Annotated in this window: 15 protein-coding genes, 1 pseudogene and 2 riboswitches; of the genes and pseudogenes, 12 read left to right on the top strand and 4 right to left on the bottom strand. The window is 70.6% G+C overall.

Annotation, left to right across the window (positions count from 1 at the left end; all coding sequences use genetic code 11):
- Nucleotides 1-198 precede the first annotated feature (198 nt).
- Together JIX56_RS12990 and JIX56_RS12985 are read left to right on the top strand one after the other, a co-directional pair.
- The gene (locus JIX56_RS12990; protein ID WP_257540352.1) at nucleotides 199-3,819 is read left to right on the top strand and encodes an AAA family ATPase; all 3,621 of its coding nucleotides are present in this window, start codon (nucleotides 199-201) and stop codon (nucleotides 3,817-3,819) included.
- A 298-nt stretch (nucleotides 3,820-4,117) separates the two neighbouring features.
- Complete coding sequence (locus tag JIX56_RS12985) at nucleotides 4,118-4,570, top strand: DoxX family protein (protein WP_257540350.1); 453 nt, start codon at nucleotides 4,118-4,120, stop codon at nucleotides 4,568-4,570.
- 143 nt (nucleotides 4,571-4,713) lie between these two features.
- On the opposite strand, the gene JIX56_RS12980 is transcribed toward JIX56_RS12985, so the two are convergent.
- From JIX56_RS12980 to gcvT, 4 genes are all read right to left on the bottom strand, one after another.
- On the bottom strand, nucleotides 4,714-6,081 hold the full coding sequence (locus JIX56_RS12980; protein WP_257540348.1) for an L-serine ammonia-lyase: 1,368 nt from the start codon (nucleotides 6,079-6,081) through the stop codon (nucleotides 4,714-4,716).
- A 110-nt stretch (nucleotides 6,082-6,191) separates the two neighbouring features.
- Complete coding sequence (gene glyA / locus JIX56_RS12975) at nucleotides 6,192-7,457, bottom strand: serine hydroxymethyltransferase (protein WP_257540346.1); 1,266 nt, start codon at nucleotides 7,455-7,457, stop codon at nucleotides 6,192-6,194.
- 18 nt (nucleotides 7,458-7,475) lie between these two features.
- A complete protein-coding gene (gene gcvH, locus JIX56_RS12970) occupies nucleotides 7,476-7,853 on the bottom strand; it encodes a glycine cleavage system protein GcvH (protein WP_257540344.1) in 378 nt (125 codons plus the stop codon).
- A 139-nt stretch (nucleotides 7,854-7,992) separates the two neighbouring features.
- Complete coding sequence (gene gcvT, locus JIX56_RS12965) at nucleotides 7,993-9,120, bottom strand: glycine cleavage system aminomethyltransferase GcvT (RefSeq protein ID WP_257540342.1); 1,128 nt, start codon at nucleotides 9,118-9,120, stop codon at nucleotides 7,993-7,995.
- A 35-nt stretch (nucleotides 9,121-9,155) separates the two neighbouring features.
- A riboswitch (glycine riboswitch) is annotated at nucleotides 9,156-9,278 on the bottom strand.
- A riboswitch (glycine riboswitch) is annotated at nucleotides 9,279-9,375 on the bottom strand.
- A 218-nt stretch (nucleotides 9,376-9,593) separates the two neighbouring features.
- Here gcvT and JIX56_RS12960 point away from each other — a divergent pair.
- The 10 genes and pseudogenes from JIX56_RS12960 (at nucleotide 9,594) to JIX56_RS12915 (ending at nucleotide 20,405) form a co-directional block, all read left to right on the top strand.
- On the top strand, nucleotides 9,594-10,262 hold the full coding sequence (locus JIX56_RS12960; protein WP_257540340.1) for an ATP-binding protein: 669 nt from the start codon (nucleotides 9,594-9,596) through the stop codon (nucleotides 10,260-10,262).
- Nucleotides 10,263-10,443: 181 nt separating this feature from the next.
- Nucleotides 10,444-11,220 carry an enhanced serine sensitivity protein SseB gene (locus JIX56_RS12955; protein ID WP_257540338.1) on the top strand — a complete coding sequence of 259 codons (777 nt, stop codon included), beginning with the start codon at nucleotides 10,444-10,446 and terminating at the stop codon, nucleotides 11,218-11,220.
- Nucleotides 11,221-11,373: 153 nt separating this feature from the next.
- The gene (locus tag JIX56_RS12950; RefSeq protein WP_257540336.1) at nucleotides 11,374-12,162 is read left to right on the top strand and encodes an enhanced serine sensitivity protein SseB C-terminal domain-containing protein; all 789 of its coding nucleotides are present in this window, start codon (nucleotides 11,374-11,376) and stop codon (nucleotides 12,160-12,162) included.
- A 450-nt stretch (nucleotides 12,163-12,612) separates the two neighbouring features.
- Nucleotides 12,613-13,611, top strand: coding sequence for an ABC transporter permease (locus JIX56_RS12945; protein WP_257540335.1), 999 nt, complete (start codon nucleotides 12,613-12,615; stop codon nucleotides 13,609-13,611).
- A gap of 74 nt (nucleotides 13,612-13,685) precedes the next feature.
- Complete coding sequence (locus JIX56_RS12940) at nucleotides 13,686-15,440, top strand: ABC transporter substrate-binding protein (protein ID WP_443031810.1); 1,755 nt, start codon at nucleotides 13,686-13,688, stop codon at nucleotides 15,438-15,440.
- A 69-nt stretch (nucleotides 15,441-15,509) separates the two neighbouring features.
- Entirely contained in the window at nucleotides 15,510-16,517 is a 1,008-nt protein-coding gene (locus JIX56_RS12935) for an ABC transporter permease (RefSeq protein ID WP_257540331.1), read from the top strand.
- A complete protein-coding gene (locus tag JIX56_RS12930) occupies nucleotides 16,514-17,608 on the top strand; it encodes an ABC transporter ATP-binding protein (protein WP_257540330.1) in 1,095 nt (364 codons plus the stop codon). The genes JIX56_RS12935 and JIX56_RS12930 overlap by 4 nt, the downstream gene beginning before the upstream one ends.
- The gene (locus JIX56_RS12925; RefSeq protein ID WP_257540328.1) at nucleotides 17,605-18,771 is read left to right on the top strand and encodes an ABC transporter ATP-binding protein; all 1,167 of its coding nucleotides are present in this window, start codon (nucleotides 17,605-17,607) and stop codon (nucleotides 18,769-18,771) included. Before JIX56_RS12930 ends, JIX56_RS12925 begins: the two co-directional genes overlap by 4 nt.
- A gap of 447 nt (nucleotides 18,772-19,218) precedes the next feature.
- Nucleotides 19,219-19,472, top strand: a pseudogene (locus tag JIX56_RS12920) (TRIC cation channel family protein); the annotation flags it as partial.
- 84 nt (nucleotides 19,473-19,556) lie between these two features.
- Nucleotides 19,557-20,405 (top strand): thioesterase family protein, encoded by an 849-nt coding sequence (locus tag JIX56_RS12915; RefSeq protein WP_257540326.1) that lies wholly within the window; start codon nucleotides 19,557-19,559, stop codon nucleotides 20,403-20,405.
- Nucleotides 20,406-20,468 lie beyond the last annotated feature (63 nt).

Here is a 20,468-nt window from a genome sequence, read left to right as displayed (position 1 = left end):
GAGTGGCCGATGGGCTCGATTCACCCTTCTGTGTGTCGTGTGCACCGCGCAATCGTGGAGGACCACGAGATGCACCACGAGATTCCCCGCGAGGCGGACCACGGCACTGCCACGCCGACCCTCCGCGACCAGTGCACCCCGAGGGGCGCTGCCCCGTCTACCGAAGCGGAAAACGACAGTCCACGACAGGAGGCAGTGATGTGCGCACCGGAACCGCTTCTCGAACGCGGTGAGCCCCTGGGGCTGCTGGCCGAAGAGGCCGCCCGCGCCCGGAACGGCTCCGGCCGCCTCGTGCTGCTCCGGGGTGCCACCGGCACCGGCCGCACCGCGCTCCTGGAGGCCGCCGCCGGCCACGCGGCGGCGAACGGCATGCGCGTCCTGCGGGCCCGCTGCTCGCCCGAGCGCACCTCGGTACCGTTCGACACGGTCCTCCAACTCTTCGCTCTGGGACCGGAGTTCGACCAGGTCGCGGACGAGGCGCCGGACCCGCCGGACACCCCGCCGGACCGGGGCAGGTCCGCCCGGCTGGGTCGTCTGCTGCGCTCCTGCGCGGCCGAGTCGCCGCTCCTCGTCGCCGTGGACGACGTGCACTTCGCCGACGGCCCCTCACGCCGCTGGCTCGCCGAGGCCGCCCGCCGGATCGACCGCCTGCCGGTGCTCCTCGTGGTCACCGAACGCAGCCAGTACGACATCGACCCCCCGGCGGTCGGCCTCGCGCACGCCCTCTCGCCCGCCCTCGTCCACACCCGCACCCTGGCCCCGCTGAGCCCCGATTCGGCGGCGGAGATGGTCCGTTCCGTCCACGGCGCCGCCCCGCCGGAGTGGGTCGACGCCTGCTTACGGGCGGGTGCGGGCAACCCGCTGTTGCTGCGCGCCCTGCTGGACGACCTCCGGAACGCCGAATCCGGTGCCTTCCCGGCTGCCCTTCCGGACACCTGCGCCGCGCTCTACCCCGGTACCTACTCCGCCGCGGTGTCCTGGTGGCTGGACAGCGCCGGGCCCGCGACCACGGAGGTCGCCCGCGCGCTCGCCGCGCTGGACGACGAGGACGCCCCCGTGCCGGCCGACGCCGAACTGCTCGCCCGGACGGCGGGCGCCGATCCCGCCCGCGTACCCGGCTGGCTCACCGCGATGACCGGCCTCGGCCTGCTCCGCCCCGGCCCCGACGGACGGCCCCGCTACGCCCACCCGCTGCTGCGCGACGCGGTGCTCGGCGGCTGGGCGAGCGCCGGCCGGCAGGCCGCCCACCGCCGGGCCGCCGAGGCGATGTTGCACCGAGGCGACCACGCCGAGGCCGTCGCCGGACAACTGCTGCGCTGCGGCCCGGTCGGCGAGGCCTGGGCGACCGGCGCCCTGCTCGACGCCGCCGACCTCGCCGTCCGCGCCGACCGCGACGACGACGCCCTCGCCTACCTCCGCCGCGCGCTCGACGAACCGATGCCGGCCGCCCGCCGCACCGTGGTCCTCACCGAGCTGGGCTCCCTGGAGTACGCCACCGTACGGTCCTCGGCCGGCATACCCCGGCTCGCCGAGGCGCTGCGCCTGCCCGCCCCGCCCCGGGAACGCGTCCACGCGGCGGTGGCCCTGGGCACGGCCCTGGCCCGCCGCGGCGAGGCCCGCGCCGCCGTCGACGTCCTGCGCGGGCTGCGCGACGAACACCTGACGGGCCACCCGGACCTCATCCGCACGGTCCAGACCGCCTCCGCGCTGCTCGCCGACCACGACCAGGCCGTACGGCAGGAGGTGTACCGCTGGCTCCGCGAGAACGCCGAGCGCTCGCCCCAGCTGGTCGGCACCGCCGGACAGGCCCTCCTCGTCCGCTACGAGGCGACCGCCGGCCTCACCTCGGCGGCCTCGGCGATGCACCGCATCCGCGCCCTCCTCGCCCAGCCCGCCGACCCGCTCTCCGAGGTCTTCCTGCTGGGCACCGCCGCGGCCGTGGCCCAGTGGGCCGACCAACTGGACGAGGCCGAACGCCTGGTCCGGCGCGGTCTGACCGGCCAGCGCACCTCCCTCCTCCACCCCATGCATCTGGCCCTGCTCAACGTGCGCATCGACATCGCGGCCGCCCGCGGCGACCACGAGGAGGTCCTCGCCGAGGCCGAGGTGTCGCGCGCGGCCGGCGGCCGACCCGAGTCGGCCAACGCCCTGGCCCACGCGGTCATCGCCCTCGTGGAAACCGACCGGGCGGCGGAAGCGACCCGGCTGGCCGATGCCTTCGACATCCAACACGCCCACGACTCCTGGGAGTTGAACCGCTTCCTCTACGCCCGTGGCCTCCTCCGCGCCGCCACCGGCGACCCGGCGGCCGCCCTCGACGACTTCCTGGAATGCGGCCGCCGCCAGTCGGCCCGCGACGTCGCCAGCCCCGTCGTCACCCCCTGGCGCACCGCCGCCGCCCGATGCCACCTCGCCCTCGGCCGCCCCCACGAGGCCCTCGCCCTGGCCGAACAGGAACTCTCCCTCGCCACCGTCTGGAACACCCCCCGCGTCCTCGGCCGCGCCCTCAGCGTCCTCGGCACAGCGACAGGCGGCCGCCGAGGCCTGGAACTGGGGCACCGGGCAGTACGGGTCCTACGCCAGGGAGTCGACGGCGAACCGGAGGAGGCCGCCGCGGAGGGCGGAGCGCCGCGCGGGGGATCGACGGCGGAGGATGCGGTGCCGGACGGGGCATTGGCGGCAGCGGAGGGCGCGGTGCCGGAGGAGACGGCGGCGGCACAAGCGGGCCACCGGGCATCGGGCGCAGGGGCTGAGAGGGGAAGGGGGCAGAGGGTGCCGGGCGGAGAACCTGTCACGGGGGCGGGTCGCCGGATGCCGGGCCTGGGACCTGTGGCGGCGGAGGGTGGCCGGGTGCCGGGTGGGGAGTCTGTGCCGGGGATGGGTGGTCGGGTGTCGGGCGGAGGGTCTGTGGCGGTGGAGGGTGGCCGAGGGCCGGGCGGTGAGCCTGTGACGGGGACGGGCGGCCGGATGTCAGGTGGGGGATCTGCGGCGGTGGAGGGCGACCGGGTGTCGGGTGGGGAGTCTGTGCCGGCGGAGAGCGGCCGGGTGTCGGGTGGGGAGTCTGTGCCGGGGATGGGTGGCCGGGTGTCGGAAGGGGAGTCTGTGACGGGGGCGGGCGCCCCGATGCCCGGCGGGGGATCGATGGCGGCGGAGGACGCCCGGGTGCCGGGCGGAGGGCCAGTGGCGGCCGAGGGTGAGCCCGTGTCGGGCGGAGAGCCTGCGACGGCCATCGACGGCGGCCGGGCGCAGGGGCGAACACCCGCGAGGTTGACGGCCTTGCAGGGCTGGGCGCTGGGCGGAGGCCCTGTGAGGACTGTCGGTGGCTGGGCGGCCGGCGGCGGTTCCGCGCCGGGGATCGGTGGCCGGGCGGTGGCTGAGGCGCCGGACGAAGCCCGGATCGTGGCCGTGGGCGGGAAGCCGGTCGAGACGGAGTTGATCCCGGCGCTCGTCGCGCACGGGCGGGGGCTCGCCGCGGCAGGGGATCGGGCGCGGGCCCGTGACGCCTTCCGCGAGGCGGCCGAACGCGCCGAACGGCTGGGCGCGCTCCGCCTCCGCGCGGTCGCGGAGGCGGCCCTGCGCGAGGGCGGCGCCCGCCGCACGGCGACCGCCCTGACCGGCCCGGGCGCACTCACCGCCGGCGAGCGCCGCATCGCCGAACTCGCCGCACAGAGCCGTACGAACACCGAGATAGCCCAACTCCTCCACCTCGCCCGCCGCACCGTCGAGACCCACCTGACCAGCACCTACCGCAAGCTCGGCATCCGCCGCCGATCAGAACTCGGCGCGGCCCTCGCGAACACCGGCGAAGAGGCCGGATGACAGCCACCGGGCGAGGGTGAGGGGAGGGGGCGCCGAGGCCGTTGGTGCCCGGGCCATGTCCTCACACCCGCGCGCCGGAGGCGGCCGACGCACTCCATGACCGCACAGTCCGACCCGAATTCGCAGGCGGGTTCCTTGAACCCGAAGCCGCGCACGTGCGTAGAAAACCGGGAGCACCCACGCGTACGGGCCCGTACGGCCCGCATCGCCCATACCCACGCCCGTGCCGAGCCGACCCATCCGACCCATCCGACACAGTCGACCCATCCCACCCATGCGACCCATCCGAGGAGTACCCATGAGCGGCAGCCCGCGCCTGAACGACTGGCTCACGACACGACAACCCCTCGTCCTGGGCCTGTTCCGTATCGTCCTGGGCCTGCTCTTCGCCAGCGAGGGCGCCGCCACGGTCTTCGGTGTGCTGGACCGAAAGGCGAGCCCGGTGGGCGACTGGCCGTTCTGGTACGCCGGAGTGATCGAACTGGTCTGCGGCATTCTCCTGCTCCTCGGCGTCGCGACCCGAGGCACGGCATTCATCAGCTCGGGCATCATGGCGTTCGCCTATTTCACGGAACACCAGAAGGACGGCCTCTTTCCGCTCCAGAACGGCGGCCTCGCCCCGGTCCTCTTCTGCTGGGCCTTCCTGCTCCTGGTATTCACCGGCCCGGGCGCCCTGTCCTTGACAGGCTCGACCACCCGCGAAAGCGACACACGGCCCGGCGCCCATCGCGTCGGCGAGCAGTCTTCCTGAATCCACCTGCATTCATCGAGCCGACCAGGACCGGTCTCCGGTATCGCCACGCCCAGCAGTTCCGCCACGCGCTCCGTGCCGGTGCCGGCGGCGGTCAGCTCCTGCCAGGAGTCGCGGACGACGGCGCCCACCGGCCTGTTCCCTCAGCACTCGATGATGTTCACCGCGAGCCCGCCCCGGGCGGTCTCCTTGTACTTCACGCTCATGTCGGCGCCGGTGTCCTTCATGGTCTTGATGACCTTGTCGAGGGACACCTTGTGGGTGCCGTCGCCGCGCATGGCCATGCGGGCGGCGGTGACGGCCTTGACGGCGGCCATGCCGTTGCGTTCGATGCAGGGGATCTGGACGAGGCCGCCGACGGGGTCGCAGGTGAGGCCGAGGTTGTGTTCCATGCCGATCTCGGCGGCGTTCTCGACCTGTTCGGGGCTGCCGCCGAGGACCTCGGCGAGTGCGCCGGCAGCCATGGAGCAGGCGGAGCCGACCTCGCCCTGGCAGCCGACCTCGGCGCCGGAGATGGAGGCGTTCTCCTTGAAGAGCATGCCGATGGCGCCGGCGGCGAGGAGGAAGCGGACGACGCCGTCCTCGTCCGCGCCGGGGACGAAGTTGATGTAGTAGTGCAGGACGGCGGGGATGATGCCGGCCGCGCCGTTCGTCGGGGCCGTGACGACCCGGCCGCCGGCGGCGTTCTCCTCGTTCACGGCCATCGCGTAGAGCGTGATCCACTCCATGGAGCGGGCCAACGGGTCGCCCTCCGCCCGGAGTTGACGGGCCGACATGGCCGCGCGGCGGCGTACGCGCAGGCCGCCCGGCAGGATGCCCTCGCGGGACATGCCGCGTGAGACGCACGCCTGCATGACACGCCAGATGTCGAGGAGCCCGGAGCGGATCTCGTCCTCCGTGCGCCAGGACAGTTCGTTCTCCAGCATCAGCGCGGAGATCGACAGGCCCGTCTCCTTCGTCAGGCGCAGCAGCTCGTCGCCCGTGCGGAAGGGGTACTTGAGGGCCGTGTCGTCGAGTTTGATGCGGTCCGCGCCGACCGCGTCCTCGTCGACGACGAAGCCGCCGCCGACCGAGTAGTACGTCTTCGACAACAGCTCCGCGCCCTCGGCGTCGTACGCCCAGACCGTCATGCCGTTGGCGTGGTACGGCAGCGTCTCGCGGCGGTGCAGGACCAGGTCCCGGTCGAAGTCGAAGGGGATCTCGTGGTCGTCGAGGAGACGGATACGGCCCGACTCCCTGATCGACTCCACCCGGTCGTCGGCCGACCCGACGTCCACCGTGCGCGGTGAGGCGCCCTCCAGACCCAGGAGTACGGCCTTGGGGGTGCCGTGTCCGTGGCCGGTCGCGCCCAGGGAGCCGTACAGCTCGACGCGCACCGAGGCCACGCCCGTGAGCAGTTCCTCGTTCCGCAGCCGGCGGGCGAACATCCGGGCGGCGCGCATCGGACCGACGGTGTGGGAGCTGGACGGGCCGATGCCGATCGAGAACAGGTCGAAGACCGAGACGGCCACGGTGACTCCTCAGAACGGGGGAGGTTGTGCGGGGGGTTGGGGCACCGCGCTCACTGCCCAGTGTGCGCGGTGCCCCGGAAAAGCGGGACTACGTACCGATGAAGTCGGGGTTACTTCCCCAGCCCCGGGTACAGCGGGTGCTTGTCCGCCAGGGCCTTCACCCGGGTCTTCAGCGCTTCCGCGTCGTAGGACGGCTTGAGCGCCTCGGCGATGACGTCCGCGACCTCGGTGAAGTCCTCGGCGGTGAAGCCGCGGGTGGCGAGGGCGGGGGTACCGATCCGCAGACCGGACGTCACCATCGGGGGGCGCGGGTCGTTGGGGACGGCGTTGCGGTTGACGGTGATGCCGACCTGGTGGAGGCGGTCCTCCGCCTGCTGCCCGTCCAGTTCGGACTCGCGCAGGTCGACGAGGATGAGGTGGACGTCGGTGCCGCCGGACAGGACGTTGACGCCGGCTTCGCGGGCGTCGTCGGCCATCAGGCGTTCGGCGAGGATCTTCGCGCCCTCGACCGTACGGCGCTGACGCTCCTTGAACTCCTCGGAGGCCGCCACCTTGAAGGACACGGCCTTGGCGGCGATCACATGCTCCAGGGGGCCGCCCTGGAAGCCGGGGAACACCGACGAGTTGAGCTTCTTCGCGAAGTCCTTCTTGGCGAGGATGATGCCGCCGCGCGGTCCGCCGAGCGTCTTGTGGGTGGTGGAGGTGACGACGTCGGCGTGCTCGACGGGATTGGGGTGGATCCCTGCGGCGACCAGGCCCGCGAAGTGCGCCATGTCGACCCACAGGTAGGCCCCGACCTCGTCGGCGATCCGGCGGAACTCGGCGAAGTCCAGCTGGCGGGGGTACGCCGACCAGCCCGCGATGATCACCTTGGGCCGGTGCTCCTTGGCGAGCTTCTCCAGTTCGGCCATGTCGACGAGTCCGGTGGCGGTGTCGACGTGGTAGGCGATGACGTTGAACTGCTTGCCGGAGAAGTTCAGGCGCATGCCGTGGGTGAGGTGGCCGCCGTGGGCGAGGTCCAGGCCGAGGATGGTGTCGCCGGGCTGGGCGAGGGCGAAGAGGGCGGCCTGGTTGGCGGAGGCGCCGGAGTGGGGCTGGACGTTGGCGTATTCGGCGCCGAACAGGTCCTTCAGCCGGTCGATGGCGATCTGCTCGGCGACGTCGACGTGTTCGCAGCCGCCGTAGTAGCGGCGGCCGGGGTAGCCCTCGGCGTACTTGTTGGTCAGCACCGAGCCCTGGGCCTCCATGACCGCGAGCGGAGCGAAGTTCTCCGAGGCGATCATCTCCAGGGTCGACTGCTGGCGGTCCAGCTCGGCGTCGACGGCGGCGGCGACATCCGGGTCCAGCTCGTGCAGGGGCGTGTTCAGAAGCGACATGCGTACGACCTCGTGTTCTCAGCCGGCGGTGTGGGCGACGTACTCGTCGGCGGAGAGCAGATCGTCCGGCTCCTCCGCGACACGTACCTTGAACAGCCAGCCACCCTCGAACGGGGCGGTGTTCACCAGCGACGGGTCGTTGACGACGTCCTCGTTGATCTCGGTGACCTCACCGGAGACCGGCGAGTACAGGTCGCTGACCGACTTCGTGGACTCCAGCTCGCCGCAGGTCTCACCCGCGGTCACCGTGGAGCCCACCTCGGGGAGCTGGGCGTAGACGACATCGCCGAGCGCGTTCGCCGCGAACTCCGTGATGCCGACCGTCGAGACGCCGTCCTCGGCGACCGACAGCCACTCGTGCTCCTTGCTGTAGCGCAGCTGCTGGGGGTTGCTCATGGCCTGAATTCTCCTGTACGCGGGGGAGTGAGGATGAATGGGGGACTGCTGAAACCGCTGTTGAGCAGCACGTATGTGCCCAGCGTCACCTCTGTCGAACGACATCGAACGCCTATGCGGGCAAACACCTATGAAGGTGTCACTTCCGCCGCTTGTAGAACGGCAGCGCCACGACCTCGTACGGCTCGTGGCTGCCCCGGATGTCCACGCCCACACCGGCGGTGCCCGGCGCCGCGTGCGCGGCGTCGACGTACGCCATGGCGATCGGCCTGCCCAGGGTGGGGGAGGGCGCGCCGGAGGTGACCTCGCCGATCACCTTGCCGTCCGCGACGACCGGGTACCCGGCGCGCGGCACCCGGCGGCCCTCGGCGACCAGCCCGACGAGGACGCGCGGAGGAGCCGACGCGGCGCGCTCGGCGGCCGCCGCCAGCGCCGTACGCCCGACGAAGTCGCCCTCCTTCTCGAACTTCACGACCCGCCCGAGCCCGGCGTCGAAGGGCGTCAGCGCGGTGGACAGCTCGTGCCCGTACAGCGGCATCCCCGCCTCCAGGCGCAGCGTGTCCCGGCAGGACAGCCCACAGGGCACCAGACCGACGCCCTCGCCCGCCTTCGTCAGCGCCTGCCACAGGTCGACGGCGTGCTCCGGCTTCACGAACAGCTCGAAGCCGTCCTCGCCGGTGTACCCGGTGCGCGCGATCAGCGCGGGGACCCCGGCGACCGTGCCGGGCAGCCCCGCGTAGTACCTCAGACCGTCGAGATCGGCGTCGGTCAGCGCTTCGACGATCCCCGGCGACTCGGGGCCCTGCACGGCGATCAGCGCGTACGCGTCCCGGTCGTCCCGCACCTCGGCGTCGAACCCGGCGGAACGCTCGACGAGCGCGTCCAGCACCACCTGGGCGTTGGAGGCGTTCGCGACGACCAGGTACGAGGTCTCCGCCAGCCGGTAGACGATCAGGTCGTCGAGGATGCCGCCGTCCTCGCGGCAGATCATGGTGTAGCGGGCGCGGCCCGTCTTCACACCGCCGATGTCGCCGACCAGCGCGTAATCCAGCAGCGCGGCCGCCTGCGGGCCCCCGACGGTGATCTCCCCCATGTGGGAGAGGTCGAAGAGGCCGGCCCCGGTGCGTACGGCGTTGTGCTCGTCGCGTTCGGAGCCGTAGCGCAGGGGCATGTCCCAGCCTGCGAAATCGGTCATCGTCGCACCGAGCGAGCGATGCAGGGCATCGAGCGCGGTTCGGCGCGGTCCGGCGGTCGGGCTAGTGCTCATCGGTTCTGCTCCCAGGGCATGACGGGCGAGGTCGTTCCTCCCCATCTGTCATCGGAACCTGAGAGGTTCACCACGACCGTACGTACTGGTGGTCGTGGTTTGCACCGTGGGTGGAGCCGCCCTCCGCGGAAGAGGTACGGCCCGCTTTTCAGATGTGCCTCGCCCGCGCGGTATGTGGGCCTGAGAGATTCAAGGGAGGGACTTGCTCCTTCGGCGCCCCAGCGAGACTGCTGGGAGCTCTCCCGCGCGGATTCAAGCGGCCGGTATGCAGTTGGCGCGCACATCATCGCACGCATCGACCGGGCGCGGCAGGGGGACCTTTCACACGTGGGGGACAAGGAAACACAGACGGACACAGCGGTCCGTAGCACTCTTGTGGCAGGACGAGGACTGAACCAGGAGGGATCGGGCATTACCTTTTCTTTACGGTCTGTGGGGATGGGACCTCCATACCCCCTGGGGAGGACGATCACGTGAACAGGACCACGGCGTACGCGACGACCTCGGGCATCGCGGTGCCCAAGCAGCCCGTCGCACCGGCCGGGGAGGCGTGCGGCCCGTTCCCGAGGGCGGTAGTCCGCGACCTCAGGCAGCGTGCCGGACGGAGTCCCCACGGGCTGTCCTTCGGACCGGCCGACCTGGTGGTGGTCACCGGGCTCCCGGGCAGCGGAAAATCGACGCTGATGCGGCGGGCGGTGCCCGGCGTCCGCATCGACTCCCAGGACACCCGCGACCGCTTCGACGCGCGCTTCGCCCGCCATCTGCCGTACGCGGTCTACCGGCCGTTCGTGCGCATCGCCCACTACGCGGGGCTGCGGCGGGCGCTGCGCACCGGCGAGGGCATCGTCGTGCACGACTGCGGGACGCAGGCGTGGGTCCGGGGATGGCTGGCGCGGGAGGCGCGCCGGCGGGGCGGCACGCTGCATCTGCTGCTGCTCGACGTCACCCCTGGTGAGGCCAGGGACGGGCAGCGGGAGCGGGGGCGCGGAGTGTCCCGGTACGCCTTCGCCCGGCATCGCAGTGCCATGGCTCGGCTGCTGCGGGCGGTGGAGACGGGGAGGCTTCCGCAGGGGTGCGGGGCGGCGGTGCTCATCGACCGGGCCGCGGCGGATGTCTTGAAGCGGATCGACTTCGTGGGGTGAGATTCCGGGAGGGCTCGGGGGCGCTGCGCGTTGCGGGCTGCGGGCCGTGTCGGGTTGCTCGCGCCCACGCGGCGGAGCCGCATATTCATACAGCCCCGCGCTCCTGAAGGGGCGCGCCCCTGGCCCGGAGCAATTAAGGTGCAGCTACAACAGCATCACGGAGCAAAGCGGTAGGCAGCAGATGGACTTCCCGGCGGACTTTCCGGCACAGGCGCACCCCCATGGGCACGGCGGGTGGCCCGGCAATGAGCTGGAGGAGGTGCTGTCCGCGTCCCTCGGGGTGCCCCAGGCGGGGGCGCGGATCGTGGAGGTGCTGGCCCGCAGCTTCGTATGGGTGCCGCTGCCGGAGGGCGGCGGTCCGCAGAGCGGTCAGCTGGATCTGCCCACGATGGAGTTCGACGGCCAGGCGTACGTGCCGGTCTTCAGCTCCGAGGAGCAGTTCCGCCAGGTCGTCGGCAACCACATGTCGTACACGATCGCGCCGGCCGTCGAGTTCGCTCGCGGCCTGCCCCCGCAGATCGGCCTCGCCCTGAACCCGGACGGTGTCGTGGGCATCCCGCTGCCGCCACCCGCCGTGGCCGAGCTGTGCCGGGCCGGACGGACCCCGCTGGACGGATCGGCGAACGGCGCCCGGGTCCGGCTGTACGAGCCGGACTGGCAGGACGACCCGGTGGACTTCCTCGCCGCGGCCTCCGCCGAGTTCGCCGAAACCGGAGTGGTCCTCTCCGCCCGCCGCTGCCTCGCCGCCGTCGAGACCGCCGACCCCGTGATGTTCATCGGCGTCGAACTGGGCTCCTGGGAAGCCGACCGCACCCTCCCCCTCGCCGCCCTCGGCCGGGCCCTGACCAAGACCCCCGTCCCCTGGCCGGTCAACATGGTCTTCCTGGACGTCGCCCAGGACCCGGTGGCCGACTGGCTCCGCGAAAAGGTCCGCCCTTTTTATCAACAGGGCTACTGACCAGCTTCTTTCAGGGGCGCGGGGAACTGCGCGATCAGCCACGATGGCGCCGCACCCCGCAACGCACGACAACCCCCGAGCCCTGACCGGCTCAACCCGCACACCACCTAAGCTGTTTCTATAACCAGGGTCCAACAGGGAAGGGCGGCCAACGTGAGCGCGAGCGGCATCGCCACCGGCCAGGTCGAGCACATGCTGCGCCAGGTGACGCCCGGGCGCTACGACGCCTACGAGGCGCTGCTGCGTGCCCTCGCCAACCCGTCCTCCGGCCAGATCTGGATGCTGCTCTGGCACGGCCAGGCAGGCTCCCCGGACGCCCAGTACGGGAACATGGAGGTCGACGGGTTCAACTACGCCCCGTGTGTGACCTCCGCCCAGGAGCTCTCCGCCAGCGGCTGGAACCGCAGTTACGAGGTGGTCGACGGCCTCGACGTGGCCCGCACCCTCTACTCCGACCACTACGGCCTGTGGCTCAACCCGCACGCGCCGGGCGGCGGCGTCGGCATCCCCTGGCTCGATCTGCGCCGGATCGCCACGGGCCTGGAGCGGCAGCCCGCCGGCCCGCTCCGGCTGTCCGAGCCGGCCATCGAGATCCCGCAGTTCTACGCCCTGCTGACACAGAACGCCCACCGCACCACGGCCGTGCGCTCGCTGCGCCGCGCCTGGGTGCAGCCCGCCCTCGGCGCGCCGTACCTGGCCATCGGCCTCGACGTGTACGACACCTCGCCACCCGCCGTCGACTCGGTGCGCGCGATGATGCAGCAGTCCATCGGCGCGGTCCCGGACGGCCTGCCCGTCTCCACCGTCGCCATGTCCGACGAGTACGACCCCGTCGCCATGTGGCTCCGCGCCGCCGCCCGCCCCTTCTACGACCGCGAGGCCCACGCGGCCCCGGCCCAGGCCCCGGCGGCGGGCGGGTACGGGTATCCGGGCGGCTACTGAGCCGCCGTACTCCCCGCAAGTCGCCGGAAGACCTCGCCGGCCGCGCGGCACGGCAGAAGTCCAGGCCCCGGTCCGTCCGGGGCCTGAGTCGTATGCGGCGGCCGTTGCCACCGCTCAACAGAGCGTCACGTCCGGATAACGGAACCTCGCTGGCCACATCACGGTTGCGCATACATTCGCCGTCGGGTCTGGTGCCTGATCGCGCGACCGTTGAAGACTCCCCCAGAGCGATGGGGGGATCGGGCGAACACGCTGTTCATACGGTGAAGTTCGGTGCCGTACCTCCTCCCCTCCCGAACGGCTCGTTCCGACACCGGCGTTGGCACGGGCCGTGGATACCAAGCAGTAGCAACAGAGCAAGAGAGCAGCACTGGTGACGGACCGTACCGCAGACCCGGGCGGCCGCCAGGCACAGTCGGCAACCACCGGCACGGGCAAGCACGAGGGACGATGACCGCACCCATAGAGACGACCGGATCACAGGCAGAGGCGCAGCCCGAAGCCGTGCTGGCAGGGGTCGAGGCCAAGAAGATCGAGGGCCGTTCGCTCGGCCAGATCGCCTGGACCCGCTTCAAGCGCGACAAGGTGGCGGTCGCCGGCGGCGTCGTGGTCGTCCTGCTGATCCTGATCGCGGCCCTCTCCCGGCCGCTGCAGTCGATGCTGGGGCTCGACCCCAACGCCTTCAACCAGGATCTGATCGACCCCAACACCTCCCTCCCCAAGGGCGACTTCGGCGGGATGAGCTGGGACCACCCGCTCGGTGTCGAGCCGAAGTTCGGCCGCGACATCCTCGCCCGCATCCTGGAGGGCTCCTGGGTCTCCCTGGTCGTGGCCTTCGGCGCGACGATCCTGTCCAACGCCATCGGAGTGGTGCTCGGCCTCGTCGCCGGCTACTACGGCGGCCGGGTCGACACGATCGTGAGCCGGCTGATGGACACCTTCCTGGCGTTCCCGCTGCTGCTCTTCGCCATCGCCATCTCCGCGACGCTGCAGGGCGGTGCCTTCGGTCTCGAAGGACTGCCGCTGCACATCTCGGTGCTCATCTTCGTCATCGGTTTCTTCAACTGGCCGTACATGGGACGCATCGTGCGCGGTCAGACCCTGGCGCTGCGCGAGCGGGAGTTCATCGACGCCTCGCGGGGGATGGGGGCCGGCGGCCCGTACGTCCTCTTCAAGGAGCTACTGCCCAACCTCGTCGCGCCGATCATCGTCTACTCGACCCTGCTCATCCCGACGAACATCATCTTCGAGGCGTCGCTCAGCTTCCTCGGCGTCGGGATCCAGCCGCCGCAGGCCTCCTGGGGCGGAATGCTCAACCAGGCGGTCGACTTCTTCGAGGTCGACCCGCAGTACATGATCGTTCCCGGCCTCGCGATCTTCATCACGGTGCTGGCCTTCAACCTCCTCGGTGACGGCCTCCGGGACGCCCTCGACCCCCGCAGCCGCTGACGTCTGCGACCGCGGCCCGGTTGTGGCCCGAAGTCCCACTCAACTGTCCAACTACGAAGGGGAAACCGACCATCATGCGAAGGTCAGCAATGGCCGCTGTCGCGGTTGTCAGCAGCGCCGGTCTGCTGCTGTCCGCCTGCAGCAAGGCGGAAGACGGCACGGACACCCCCAAGGGCGCCGGCGCCAACGCCGCGACCAAGGGTGTCGTCAACGAGTCGACGGAGAAGGGCGGCACGGTCACCTACGCCAGCTCCGACGCCCCCGAGTCCCTCGACCCGGGCAACATGTACTACGCGTACGGCTTCAACTTCAGCCGCCTCTACGCGCGTCCGCTCATGACGTTCAAGCCCGGCGCGGGCGAGGCGGGCAACGAGCTCGTCCCGGACCTGGCGGAGAGCGCGGGCACCCCCAGCGACGGCGGCAAGACCTGGACGTACAAGATCCGGCAGGGCGTCAAGTACGAGGACGGCACCGCCGTCACCTCGAAGGACGTCAAGTACGCCGTGGAGCGCTCGAACTTCGCGCGTGACGTGCTCTCCCTCGGCCCCAACTACTTCCAGCAGATGCTGGACGACCCGGACAAGTACAAGGGCCCCTACGCGGACAAGAGCGACAAGGGCATCGCGTCCATCGAGACCCCGGACGACCACACCGTCGTCTTCAAGCTGAACAAGGCGTTCTCGGAGTTCGACTACCTGGCGAGCATGCCGCAGACGGCTCCGGTGCCGAAGGCCAAGGACACCGGCGTCGACTACACCAAGAAGGTCGTCTCCACCGGCTCGTACAAGTTCGAGAAGTACGAGGAGGGCAAGCAGATCGTCCTCGTCCGCAACACGGAGTGGGACGCCAAGACGGACCCGCTGCGCAAGCAGTACCCGGACAAGATCGTGGTGAACCTCAAGGTCAACAAGGCCACCATCGACAAGGACGTCATGTCCGGCGACACCATGATCGACATCCAGGGCACCGGTGTCGACGCCCAGACGCAGGCCCAGGTCCTCAAGGACAAGGACCAGATGGCCAACACGGACAACGCGCTCGGCGGCCGTCTCGTCTACACGGCGATCAACACCAAGGTCGCGCCGTTCGACAACGTCGACTGCCGCAAGGCCGTGCAGTACGCGATCGACAAGGTCGCCGTGCAGACCGCCATGGGCGGCCCGATCCGCGGTGACATCGCCTCCACCGTCCTGCCCACCGACGTCACGGGCTACGAGAAGGCCGACACGTACGCCACCCCGGACAGCAAGGGTGACGCCACCAAGGCCAAGGAACACCTGAAGGCATGCGGCAAGGAGGGCGGCTTCAAGACCTCCATCTCCGCCCGCACCGACCGTCAGGGCGAGGTCGACGCGGCCACCGCGATCGTCGAGGCGCTGAAGAAGGTCGGCATCGAGGCCGACATCAAGCAGTACCCGTCGGGCAAGTACTTCTCCGACTACGCGGGTGTGCCGGCGTTCAACAAGAAGAACAACATCGGCCTCATCATGATGCAGTGGGGTGCCGACTGGCCCACCGGCTACGGCTTCCTGCAGCAGATCGTGCACGGCAAGGCCATCGGCCAGTCCGGCAACACCAACCTGTCCGAGCTGGACGACCCCGCGATCAACAAGCTGCTCGACGAGGCGATCGGCAACACCGACGAGGCCGCCCGCACCGCGGCGTACACCGAGGTCGACAAGAAGGTCATGGAGCAGGCCGCCATCGTGCCGCTGACCTACTTCAAGGTCCTGCTGTACCGCTCGCCGTACGCCACCAACCTGGTGTCGTCCTCGGCCTTCAGCGGTCAGTACGACTACCTCAACGTCGGTACCAAGGAAAAGAAGTAGCCCCGGAAGGCAGGTGAAGGCATTGGCGCCCGCGGGAGACACCACCCGCGGGCGCCGGCGCCGGTCCTCGTGATCTCGTACATCATCCGCCGGACGATCGCGGCGGTGATCCTGCTGCTCGTCGTCACCGCGGTCACCTTCGGCATCTTCTTCATCCTGCCGAAGCTCGCCGGACAGACCGTCGACCAGCTGGCACAGCAGTACATCGGCAAGAACCCCACGCCCGAGGACATCGCGGCGGTCAAGCGCAACCTCGGCCTGGACCAGCCGGTCTACGAGCAGTACTGGAACTTCCTCAAGGGGATCGTCTCCGGTGCCACGTACGACCTCGGTCCCACCACGGTCCGCTGCGACGCCCCCTGCTTCGGCTACTCCTTCAAGGACCACCTGGAGGTCTGGCCGCAGCTCACCAGCCGGCTGCCGGTGACCATCTCGCTCGCCTCCGGCGCCGCCGTGCTGTGGCTGCTGGGCGGTATCACGGCCGGCGTCATCTCCGCCCTGAAGCCCGGCTCGTTCTTCGACCGGGCCGCGATGGGCGTGGCGCTCGCGGGCGTCTCCCTGCCCATGTTCTTCACCGGACAGCTGGCCCTGCTGCTGTTCAGCTACCAGCTGGAGATCTTCGGCAGGACGTACGTCCCCTTCACCGAGAACCCCTCGCAGTGGGCCAACACCCTCTTCCTGCCCTGGTGTTCGCTGGCGCTCCTCTACTCGGCCATCTACGCCCGGCTCACCCGCTCGGGCATGCTGGAGACGATGAACGAGGACTACATCCGCACCGCGCGGGCCAAGGGTCTGCGCGAGCGCAACGTGGTCGTGAAGCACGGTCTGCGCGCCGCGCTGACCCCGTTGGTGACGGTCTTCGGCATGGATGTCGGTCTGCTCCTCGGCGGTGCCCTCATCACCGAGACCGTGTTCTCCCTGCACGGCATCGGCGAGTACGCGGTCCAGTCGATCAGCGCCAACGACCTGCCCCCGATCCTCGGGGTGACCCTGCTCGCGGCGTTCTTCGTCGTCTTCATGAACCTTGTGGTGGACCTGCTGTACGCCACGATCGACCCGCGGGTGAGGCTCTCGTGACCGAACTGTCCAAGACCGGGGCCGCCGTCGGCGAGCCCGCACGCGCCGGGGACGCCCCCGAGGCGTTCCTCGAAGTGCGTGACCTCAAGGTGCACTTCCCCACCGACGACGGTCTGGTCAAGTCCGTCGACGGCCTCTCCTTCCAGCTGGAGAAGGGCAAGACCCTCGGCATCGTGGGCGAGTCCGGCTCCGGCAAGTCGGTGACCTCGCTGGCGATCATGGGCCTGCACCGGCTGGGCGCGCGCGGCAAGAACGTCCAGGTGTCCGGCGAGATCTGGCTGGACGGCAAGGAACTGGTCGGCGCCGACCCCGAAGAGGTGCGCCGGCTGCGCGGCCGCGAGATGGCGATGATCTTCCAGGATCCGCTGTCCGCGATGCACCCGTACTACAAGGTCGGCAACCAGATCGTCGAGGCGTACCGCGTCCACCACGACGTCAGCAAGAAGGTGGCCCGCAAGCGCGCCGTCGAACTCCTCGACCGCGTCGGCATCCCGGAGCCCGACAAGCGGGTCGACAGCTACCCGCACGAGTTCTCCGGCGGTATGCGCCAGCGCGCCATGATCGCCATGGCCCTGGTCAACAACCCCGAACTGCTGATCGCCGACGAGCCCACGACCGCCCTGGACGTCACCGTCCAGGCGCAGATCCTGGACCTCATCCGGGACCTGCAGAAGGAGTTCGGCTCCGCGGTCGTCATCATCACGCACGACCTCGGCGTGGTCGCCGAGATCGCCGACGACATCCTCGTGATGTACGGCGGCCGCTGCGTGGAGCGCGGACCGGTCGACGACATCTTCTACCAGCCCCAGCACCCCTACACCTGGGGCCTGCTCGGCTCGATGCCGCGCATCGACCGCGCGCAGACCGACCGGCTCATCCCGGTCAAGGGTCAGCCGCCGAGCCTCATCAACGTCCCCTCGGGCTGCGCCTTCAACCCGCGCTGCCCCTACGCGGACATCCCCAAGGACAACATCACCCGCACCGAGCGCCCCGAACTGCGCGAGGTGGGTGGCAGGCACTTCACCGCCTGCCACCTGTCGCCGGAGGACCGCACGCGGATCTGGACCGAAGAGATTGCGCCGAAGCTGTGAGCGAGACTGACACCCGGGCCCCTGTGCCGGCCCCGCGCGACGACGAAGAGAAACCGCTGCTCAGGGTCGAGGGCCTGGTCAAGCACTTCCCCATCAAGAAGGGCCTGCTCCAGCGGCAGGTCGGGGCGGTCAAGGCCGTCGACGGCATCGACTTCGAGGTACGCCGGGGCGAGACCCTCGGTGTCGTCGGCGAGTCCGGCTGCGGCAAGTCGACCATGGGCCGGCTCATCACCCGTCTCCTGGAACCCTCCGGCGGGAAGATCGAGTTCGACGGCAAGGACATCACGCACCTGGGCACCGCCGGCATGCGCCCGCTGCGCCGCGACGTGCAGATGATCTTCCAGGACCCGTACGGCTCCCTGAACCCCCGGCACACCATCGGCACCATCGTCTCGGCGCCGTTCAAGCTCCAGGGTGTCGAGCCCGAGGGCGGGGTGAAGAAGGAGGTCCAGCGCCTCCTGGAGCTGGTGGGCCTGAGCCCCGAGCACTACAACCGCTACCCGCACGAGTTCTCCGGCGGCCAGCGCCAGCGCATCGGCATCGCCCGCGCGCTCGCCCTGAAGCCCCGGATGGTCGTCGCGGACGAGCCGGTCTCCGCGCTCGACGTGTCCATCCAGGCCCAGGTCGTCAACCTGATGGACGACCTCCAGGACGAGCTCGGCCTGACGTACGTGATCATCGCGCACGACCTGTCGGTGGTCCGCCACGTCTCCGACCGCATCGCGGTGATGTACCTCGGCAAGATTGTGGAGCTGGCCGACCGGGACTCCCTGTACGCGGCGCCGATGCACCCGTACACCAAGGCGCTGCTCTCGGCCGTGCCGATCCCGGACCCCAAGCGCCGGAACGCCAAGAGTGAGCGCATCCTGCTCAAGGGCGACGTCCCCTCGCCGATAGCGCCGCCGAGCGGCTGCCGCTTCCACACCCGGTGCTGGAAGGCCACGCAGGTCTGCAAGACCACCGAGCCGCCCCTCGCCGAGCTGAAGCCCGGGCAGCGGGTCGCCTGCCACCACCCGGAGAACTTCGAGGACCAGCAGCCCCAGGACGTGGTCCTGCTGACGGCCGCGAAGGAGGCGGGCGAGCTGGTGCCCGAAACGGTCCAGAAGGCCGAGTCACCTTCGAAGACCACGGCTTCTGCTGATGCACCGGGCAAGGACAAGTAGCGCCTCGGTGCCTTGATCCTCTGCTGCACGGGGGCACGGGCCCGCCCTTGGGAGGGGCAGGCCCGTGCCTCTGTAGCTGGGGTTGCTTGCGGGTGGTGGCCGCATCCTCGGCTACTTCCTGACCGTCCCTGCGCAGCGAGCGGGGGCGATTTCGCCCACTGGCACGCCCCGAACGGTGTTGGGCGCACTGGGCATCCGCTTTCGCGTCCCGGGCGGCGACACGGATCCTGTCCGTGGTCCGAGCCGGGCGGGCGGATTTCCTCACGACCTGGCCAGTTGGGTGCGGCCAGAGGCGACGGGGAGGCCCTGAACCATCTCGCTGGTGGAGCAGGGGTCCCGCACGCTGGCACCGCACCCGGCGTCCCAGATCGCACGGCGACGCTACTCCGAATGGCCCAGTACATAGCAAGCCCACAGGTAGACAATCACGCGATCGAGTGAACTTCGGGTGGTGGCGTGTTCCGGGACGTCCTCGCCAACGAGGTGCCTCGCTGCTGCGCTGGGACCGTGACCTGTACGCCGTGCCCGCGATGGTCGGCGCCGGGCTGGTCGTCCTGTGCATCAGCCGCGACGCCCTGAACCCCTTCACCTCGGCCCTCGCCGCGGCCACGGCCTTCGCGCTGCGGCTGCTGGCGATGCGGTACCACTGGCGGGCGCCACGGGCGTGGAACAGGAGGTCGGCGGCGGTCGAGGAGGGGTGACGTGCGGGGTTCGCCGACCGAGGTGAAACGTCACCGCAACACATAAAGCTACCGCTTAGTAATCACCTGTTGTACGGTACCGCCATGGCTCAGGCATCCCAGGCGACCATCGGCAGCAGCGAGTTCGACCGCGACACGGCCGTCACGCGGCGCGAAGAGGGCGTCTACGACATCGACCTCTCCGCCGGCTGGACGATCACCGGCGCCGTCAACGGCGGCTACCTCCTGGCCGTCCTCGGCCGAGCCCTCGCCGACGCGCTCCCGCACGACGACCCGTTCACGATCTCCGCGCACTACCTGACCGCCTCCCGGCCGGGCCCCGCGGTCGTCCGCACGGACGTCGTACGCCCCGGACGGACCCTGTCGACCGGCCAGGCCTCCCTCTTCCAGTACGACGACGAGGGCCGCGAGGTCGAGCGGATACGCGTCCTCGCCTCCTATGGCGACCTGGACTCCCTCCCCGACGACGTCCGTACGACGGCGAAGCCGCCCGCGATCCCGCCGATCGACCAGTGCTTCGGCCCGCAGGACGCCCCCGGCCCCGTCCCCGGCGGCTCCGCGATCGCCGACCGGCTGTTCCTGAAGCTCGACCCCGCGACGCTCGGCTGGGCGCTCGGCGCGCCGTCCGGCAAGGGCGAGATGCGGTCCTGGTTCGGACTCGCCGACGGTCGCGACGCCGACCCGTTCTCCCTGCTCCTCGCCGTGGACGCGCTGCCGCCGACCGCCTTCGAGCTGGGCCTCAAGGGCTGGGTCCCGACGGTCGAGCTGACCGTCCATGTCCGGTGCCGCCCGGCGCCGGGACCGCTCCGGGTCTCCATCACCACCCGCAACCTCGCCGGCGGCTTCCTGGAGGAGGACGCCGAGGTCTGGGACAGTGCCGACCGCCTGGTCGCGCAGTCCCGACAGCTGGCACGGGCCAGGCTGTCGGACTGACTCGCCCGGGGGGCGGGGTACGTCTCGACAGGCACTCATCGCTTTGCCGTTCGCACAGCCTTG

The sequence above is a fragment of the Streptomyces sp. CA-210063 genome (assembly GCF_024612015.1).
Classification (GTDB): Bacteria; Actinomycetota; Actinomycetes; order Streptomycetales; family Streptomycetaceae; genus Streptomyces.
Note: the sequence above shows the minus strand (reverse complement) of the source record. Positions and strands in the feature narration are given on the sequence as shown.

Bases quoted from the DNA above. Each gene is read 5' to 3' on its own strand.
- JIX56_RS12990 (WP_257540352.1), top strand. From the start codon at position 199: ATGTGCGCACCGGAACCGCTTCTCGAACGCGGTGAGCCCCTGGGGCTG.
- JIX56_RS12985 (WP_257540350.1), top strand. From the start codon at position 4,118: ATGAGCGGCAGCCCGCGCCTGAACGACTGGCTCACGACACGACAACCC.
- glyA (WP_257540346.1), bottom strand. From the start codon at position 7,457: ATGTCGCTTCTGAACACGCCCCTGCACGAGCTGGACCCGGATGTCGCC.
- gcvH (WP_257540344.1), bottom strand. From the start codon at position 7,853: ATGAGCAACCCCCAGCAGCTGCGCTACAGCAAGGAGCACGAGTGGCTG.
- gcvT (WP_257540342.1), bottom strand. From the start codon at position 9,120: ATGAGCACTAGCCCGACCGCCGGACCGCGCCGAACCGCGCTCGATGCC.
- JIX56_RS12955 (WP_257540338.1), top strand. From the start codon at position 10,444: ATGGACTTCCCGGCGGACTTTCCGGCACAGGCGCACCCCCATGGGCAC.
- JIX56_RS12945 (WP_257540335.1), top strand. From the start codon at position 12,613: ATGACCGCACCCATAGAGACGACCGGATCACAGGCAGAGGCGCAGCCC.
- JIX56_RS12940 (WP_443031810.1), top strand. From the start codon at position 13,686: ATGCGAAGGTCAGCAATGGCCGCTGTCGCGGTTGTCAGCAGCGCCGGT.
- JIX56_RS12915 (WP_257540326.1), top strand. From the start codon at position 19,557: ATGGCTCAGGCATCCCAGGCGACCATCGGCAGCAGCGAGTTCGACCGC.